The organism is Streptomyces sp. NPDC002130 (assembly GCF_040296465.1).
Taxonomy (GTDB): Bacteria; Actinomycetota; Actinomycetes; order Streptomycetales; family Streptomycetaceae; genus Streptomyces.
On record NZ_JBEOXI010001283.1, the window covers coordinates 1 to 1,030 of the forward strand.

A 1,030-nucleotide genomic window follows, 5' to 3' on the forward strand; every position below is an offset into this window, starting at 1 on the left:
CCTCGTCGAGGATTCGGGCCAGGCGAGAACGCCGCGACGTTCCCAACACCAACTGTGTGGCGTTCTCCTCCCGGGCGAACTCGAGAAGCGGCGACGGTACGTCGTCGCCGACAACGGTGTGCAGCGTCGCGCCGACCCCGACGGCCAACGCACGCACCTTGCCCATCTCGGGGGCCGAGACCCCGGTGAGTCCGTCACCGCGCACGACGTGGACCACCATCAGCTCGGCGCTCGACTTCGACGCGATTCGAGATGCGCGTCGTACCAGGGTTTCCGACTCCGGTCCCCCGGTCACGGCAACGACGACGCGCTCGCGCGCCTCCCAGGTGTCGGTGATCTTGTTCTCGGCGCGGTATTTCGCCAGTGCGGCGTCCACCTGATCGGCCACCCACAGCAGAGCCAGTTCGCGTAGCGCCGTGAGGTTTCCGCGCCTGAAGTAGTTACCCAATGCCGCATCGACGCGTTCCGGTGAATACACGTTGCCGTGAGAAAGTCTGCGGCGCAGCGCTTCCGGGATTCCGCGCCGATAGCGGCTTGCATAGATGAAAACGTTCTGAGCCGTCGGCAACGTCGAGACGACCACGATGGCGAACAGCTGATGGCCGTCGATGCCGAGGAGGAAATGCGCCATCAGATAGGCCAGCACAGGTTGGACGACGATCTTGAGCGTCGACGCCAGCGCGACGTCGCGTCGAGGACTCGAGCCCTTCTCGAGTACCCGTACGCCGTACAACGAGAGCCCGAATGCCAACAGTGCATCGGGTACGGACGTCGCGCCGATCAATTCGAAAGGCTGCATCAGCGGCCGGGGCGGTACCCAACCGATCAACGCGACGATCAACCCCGCAGCGCCCGCGAGCACGATCGGATTCTTGAACGGGGCAGTGACGGTGTCGATCAGCGAGAGTTTCTCGGCGTCAGCGCCGCGAAGGGCCGTCAGATCGAGGATCGTCAAGGCGATGGGGGAGTAGACGACGATCTGGAAGAGCAGGAGCGGCGCGACGAACGTGGCATCGCCGAGCACGAACAC

The 1,030-nt window shown here is 64.7% G+C and carries 1 protein-coding gene; it reads right to left on the minus strand.

Annotated elements, in window-relative coordinates; translation table 11 throughout:
- A partial coding sequence (locus tag ABT116_RS50300) for a universal stress protein (RefSeq protein ID WP_351648553.1) occupies positions 1 to 1,030 on the minus strand: 1,030 nt, incomplete at both ends.